General features: G+C 62.7%; 4 protein-coding genes. 1 reads left to right on the top strand and 3 read right to left on the bottom strand.

Features of this window, described 5'->3' with window-relative positions; translation table 11 throughout:
* Positions 1–77: 77 nt before the first annotated feature.
* On the top strand, positions 78–1,124 hold the full coding sequence (gene pta / locus ACO550_RS39320; RefSeq protein WP_315598877.1) for a phosphate acetyltransferase: 1,047 nt from the start codon (positions 78–80) through the stop codon (positions 1,122–1,124).
* A 144-nt stretch (positions 1,125–1,268) separates the two neighbouring features.
* Here pta and ACO550_RS39315 read toward each other — a convergent pair whose 3' ends face one another.
* The 3 genes from ACO550_RS39315 to ACO550_RS39305 all read right to left on the bottom strand — a co-directional run bounded on the left by ACO550_RS39315 (position 1,269) and on the right by ACO550_RS39305 (position 4,414).
* Positions 1,269–1,475, bottom strand: a complete 207-nt coding sequence (locus tag ACO550_RS39315; RefSeq protein ID WP_485995173.1) for a hypothetical protein — start codon at positions 1,473–1,475, stop codon at positions 1,269–1,271.
* A 222-nt stretch (positions 1,476–1,697) separates the two neighbouring features.
* Positions 1,698–3,425, bottom strand: a complete 1,728-nt coding sequence (locus tag ACO550_RS39310) for a cobaltochelatase CobT-related protein (protein WP_485995172.1) — start codon at positions 3,423–3,425, stop codon at positions 1,698–1,700.
* Positions 3,422–4,414: an AAA family ATPase gene (locus ACO550_RS39305; protein ID WP_315598878.1), complete on the bottom strand. Its 993-nt coding sequence runs from the start codon at positions 4,412–4,414 to the stop codon at positions 3,422–3,424. Before ACO550_RS39305 ends, ACO550_RS39310 begins: the two co-directional genes overlap by 4 nt.
* Positions 4,415–4,599: the final 185 nt, after the last annotated feature.

Here is a 4,599-nt window from a genome sequence, read left to right as displayed (position 1 = left end):
ATGCGCTGGCCAAGCCCGTGCGCATGCTCGACAAGTACAAGGACTTTGTCTGATCCACCGAAGCCAGGGTTTCCATCATGAAAGCGATTCATCGCATCATCGATCGTGCGCGTGCGGAACCCCGGCGCATCGTGCTGTGCGAAGCCGAGGACCCGCGGGTCCTGCAGGCGGCGCATCGCGCGATGCGCGACGGCATCGCACATATCGTGCTGGTGGGCAATGCCGATCGGATCCGTGAGGCGGCAAGTCACGTGGACGTCGACGTGGCGGGCATGCGGATCGTCGATCCGGACACCTCGCCATGGCATGACGCGTTTGCCGCCGAACTCGTGCGTCTGCGCGGCAAGAAAGGCATGACACTGGCCGATGCGCGGCTGGAGGTACGCAAGCCGCTATGTTTTGCCAACCTGATGGTGCGCATGGACCATGCCGACGGATGCGTGGCAGGCGCGGTGCACACCACCGCCGATGTGGTGCGGCACGCCATCCAGTTGATCGGGATCGATCCGGCGTTCCGGCTGGTGTCGAGCTTTTTCCTGATGATGCTGTGCGAGCCGTTCCACACGATCAAGGGTGGCGTGATCTTCTCCGACTGCGGACTGGTGGTGGACCCCGATGCGGCCCAACTGGCGGAGATTGCGCTGGCCGCCGCCGATAGCGCGGCGAACCTGCTGATGGAACCGCCACGGGTGGCCATGCTGTCGTTTTCCACCAGTGGCAGCGCCCGGCATCCCGCCGTCGACAAGGTAGTGGAGGCCACCCGGCAGGTTCGCGCGCGCCGGCCTGCACTGGCGATCGATGGTGACGTGCAACTCGACGCGGCCATCGTCGCCGAAATTGCCGCCAAGAAGATCGAACACTCGCAGGTCCAGGGGCACGCCAATGTGCTGGTCTTTCCCAGCCTGGAAGCCGGCAACATTGGCTACAAGCTGGCCGAGCGCGTGGGCGGTGCCAAGGCCATCGGCCCGCTGCTGCAGGGTCTGAACCATCCGGCCAACGATCTTTCGCGTGGCTGCAGCGCAGACGACATCTATCACGTCGTGGCGGTGACCGTGGTCCAGGCCCAGCAAGCCGCCGTGGCCAATCGGACTAACCGCGCCAACGCGATGGCCGCGCAGGGATAAGACGCTTACCCATTGTTTTATGCAGCTTTAGGCAGGACATTGATGTGGAGAAGTTGATGCTGATTCTGGCGGTGATGGGTGCCGCCAGCTATTTTGAAATCCTCCCCGCCCTAAACGACTAAACGACGGGAATTCCTACCGCGCCTAGGCCGCGAGGGCCTGAGTCGCCTCGGTGGGTTCCTGCTTCTTCGAGCGGCCCGACTGCACCGGCTCTCCACAGGCTAACAAGCGCTTTCCGCGCTCTAAAATACTGATCGCGCCGACGTGATCGGCGTTGTTCTTGTACCCCCATTGGACACAGACGAACAGCGCCTGCATCAGTTCCAATCTAAAGGCTTGGAGTCGTTGCATCGGCCACATGGTACAAGTGGTCGATGAGCAGAGACATTGACACTCGTCAACGGACGGCATTGTGGTGTCTTCGCCAGCGTGTGCACCGACTTCGAATCAGCGTTGGTTGAGTTTGACGCAGAAGACGACTCCTAAAAGGACGGCTTCGCCGTCCGCGCTATCCTCTGAGCGCTGACCACGGATCGTCCCCTTTGCGGTGCGACCCGTGTCTTGCACCACCAGCTACCGCCGTGCGCCAAGCCAGTTCACGACTTCCTGAAGCAGCGGCATACCCGGTGGTGTGCCAAGGTCCACCGCAAGACTATGACGATAGTACGGGCTCAGGTCGAGCCCGACACCGAGGCCCAGGATGCGTAGGTCACCGGCCGTCTCCTGTCTGGCCACCACTGCCTTTAGATGGTTGTCGAGGTAGAACGCATCATTGGCCTGCCCGGTTGCGCTGTCGATAGGACTGCCGTCGGAAATCACCACCAGCGTGCGCCGGGGTTGCGCCTGCTGGCGAAGCCGTACGCAGGCCCAGTCCACGGCTTCGCCGTCCACGCCTTCGCGAAACAGATCCAACTTCAGCAAGGCGGCGATGTCGGTCCGTGCCTTGCGCCAGGTGGTCCGTGCATCCTTGAAGACCATATGGCAGGTTTCATTGAGTCGCCCCGGGTGGGTCGGCCGGCCACGGGCCAGCCATTCCGCGCGCGGGCGTCCACCATTCCATGCACCGGTCGTAAACCCCAGGATTTCATTGGCCACGCCCGCACGATCGAGTGCGCGCGACAGGATATCGACCAGCATTGCCACATGCTCGACGTGCTGCTTCATGGAGCCGGAGCAATCGATCAGGAAACTGACCGCACTATCTGCGTGGGGTTGGAACTGCTCCTGCTGGAAGACCCGTCGCTCGGCCGGCGCGCAAACTACCTGCGCCAGGCGGCGGCCATCGATGCGGCCCTGTTCCTCGCCGGATAGCCAGCCGTCGCGCGTTGGCACTGCAAGGGCTAGCGACAGTTGGCGGGCCAGCCTGCCCACGTTGATGCCTTGCGCGGCAATGCGCTGGTCAAGCTGCCTGCGGTAGTCGTCCAGCAGCGCGCGGCGTACCAGCCGGCCCGGCAACACTTCACGGTCATGACGCCTCGTGAAAACGCGGTAGCCGTCGGCACAATTCTCCAGCACGCGGCTCTCGCCGGTAGCTGCAGTGTCGATGCCGTCGGCAGCATCGTCGTCATGGCCAAGTGCCAGCGAGAATGCCGCGCGCAGTGCTGACTTCTTCTGATCCGTATCGTCGTTATTGTCTGCATTGTCGGCCCCATCCGATGCAGCATCGATCATGTCACCGATCAGTGCGGCAAACGCCAGCGCATGAACCGCAAAGGCGCGCTGGTCGGCGCGATGGCGGCGCATGCCGGCCAGTGCCGTGCCCAATATTGGCACCACGGCCGCGCGGGTGGCTTCGATAAGATCCTCGGTGGCTTCCAGTACCGGCCATCCCGTCAGGCGCGACCACGCCACTTGCGTGGCGGTGTAGAGCAGGATGCCAAGATGACTGTCGACCCATCCCGAGCGGTGGAATGCGCTGGACCACGCCTCGAAACGATGCCGGATGTTTTGACGCACACCCGCCATACCCGCGGGCACCAGCGACTCACACCGCAGTTGCTCCAGCAGTTCAAACAGCAGACGCTGGACCGGGTCCGCGGGGCGCAGACTGCGATGCAGATCCAGGTCGCCATACCGCAGACGCAACGCGGCCGCATCGGCGCCGCCGCGTTGCGCATCGAGATCGTCGAAGGGTGTTTCCGGGCGCAAATGCGGCGCGTGGAGCGGCAACGGACGCAGGTTCCGGCACAGGCGTCCATCGCGATAATGCAAGCCTGCATCGCCGGTCAGCGCGCGCACGGCGGCTGCGCACAGTCTTTCCCGTCGCTGTAACTGTCGCGCGACTTGGCGGTCCGTAGTCATCCCATGCGCTCCGGCGTGACGGCATCGGGGTCCCGCCGTACACCGTCCAGGTCGCGTCCGAAGGCGCGCTGGAAGTACTCCGCGACGATGGGACGCTCGGTTTCATCGCACTTGTTGAGAAAGCTCAGGCGGAACGCCAGTGCCGGATCGCGAAATATCTGGCAGTTCTCGGCCCAACTAATCACCGTGCGCGGCGACATCAGCGCCGCGATATCGCCGCACGCAAAGCCCTTGCGCGTCAGTTCGGCCACGGCAACCATCGCGTCCACCAACTCGCGCCCCGCGGCATCATTCAGTTCGGGCACGCGCGCCGTGACGATATCCACCTCCTGGTCACGGCGCAGGTAGTCGAGGGTGGCAATCACATTCCAGCGATCGAGCTGCGCGTGGTTCAGTGTTTGCGTGCCGTGATACAGGCCGTTCAGGTTGCCCAGTCCCACCGTATTGCTGGTGGCAAACATCCTGAAACAGGGATGCGGCTGGATCACGCGATTCTGGTCGAGCAGCGTGAACTTGCCATCGCGCTCGAGCACGCGCTGGATCACGAACATCACGTCCGGACGGCCCGCATCGTATTCGTCGAAGATCAGCGCCACCGGGCGTTGCAGCGCCCACGGCACGATGCCTTCCTGGAATTCGGTCACCTGGAGCCCGTCGCGCACCACGATGGCATCCCTGCCCACCAGGTCCAGGCGACTGATATGCCCGTCCAGATTGACCCGCACACATGGCCAGTTCAGGCGCGCCGCCACCTGTTCGATATGCGTCGATTTACCAGTGCCATGCAGCCCCTGCACCATCACACGGCGGTTGTTGGTAAAGCCCGCCAGGATGGCCAGCGTCACATCGCGATCAAACTTGTAGGCCTCGTCCACCTCGGGTACGTGGTCATCGCGCTCACTGAACGCGGGCACCATCAGTCCCGTATCGATACCAAACACACTGCGCGCGGATACCTGCCGATCCGGTTTGCCGCTCGTCATCTCCATCACTTCTGATCTCCTCCATCGGGCCAATGCCGGGCATGGCCAGGCATGGAGTCATCATAGACCGGTTCCGTTTTTTTATACAAAACATTCCGTTTACTTATTTTCCCTATTGACCATCGGGGGATGTCGCCCTACATTTCGCTCACCAACACTTTTCGGAACGATTGGTTCCGTTTTGAGATAGA

Source organism: Cupriavidus sp. (assembly GCF_057315035.1).
This window is presented reverse-complemented; position numbering and strand designations above follow the sequence as displayed.

Bases quoted from the DNA above. Each gene is read 5' to 3' on its own strand.
- pta (WP_315598877.1), top strand. From the start codon at position 78: ATGAAAGCGATTCATCGCATCATCGATCGTGCGCGTGCGGAACCCCGG.
- ACO550_RS39315 (WP_485995173.1), bottom strand. From the start codon at position 1,475: ATGCAACGACTCCAAGCCTTTAGATTGGAACTGATGCAGGCGCTGTTC.
- ACO550_RS39310 (WP_485995172.1), bottom strand. From the start codon at position 3,425: ATGACTACGGACCGCCAAGTCGCGCGACAGTTACAGCGACGGGAAAGA.
- ACO550_RS39305 (WP_315598878.1), bottom strand. From the start codon at position 4,414: ATGGAGATGACGAGCGGCAAACCGGATCGGCAGGTATCCGCGCGCAGT.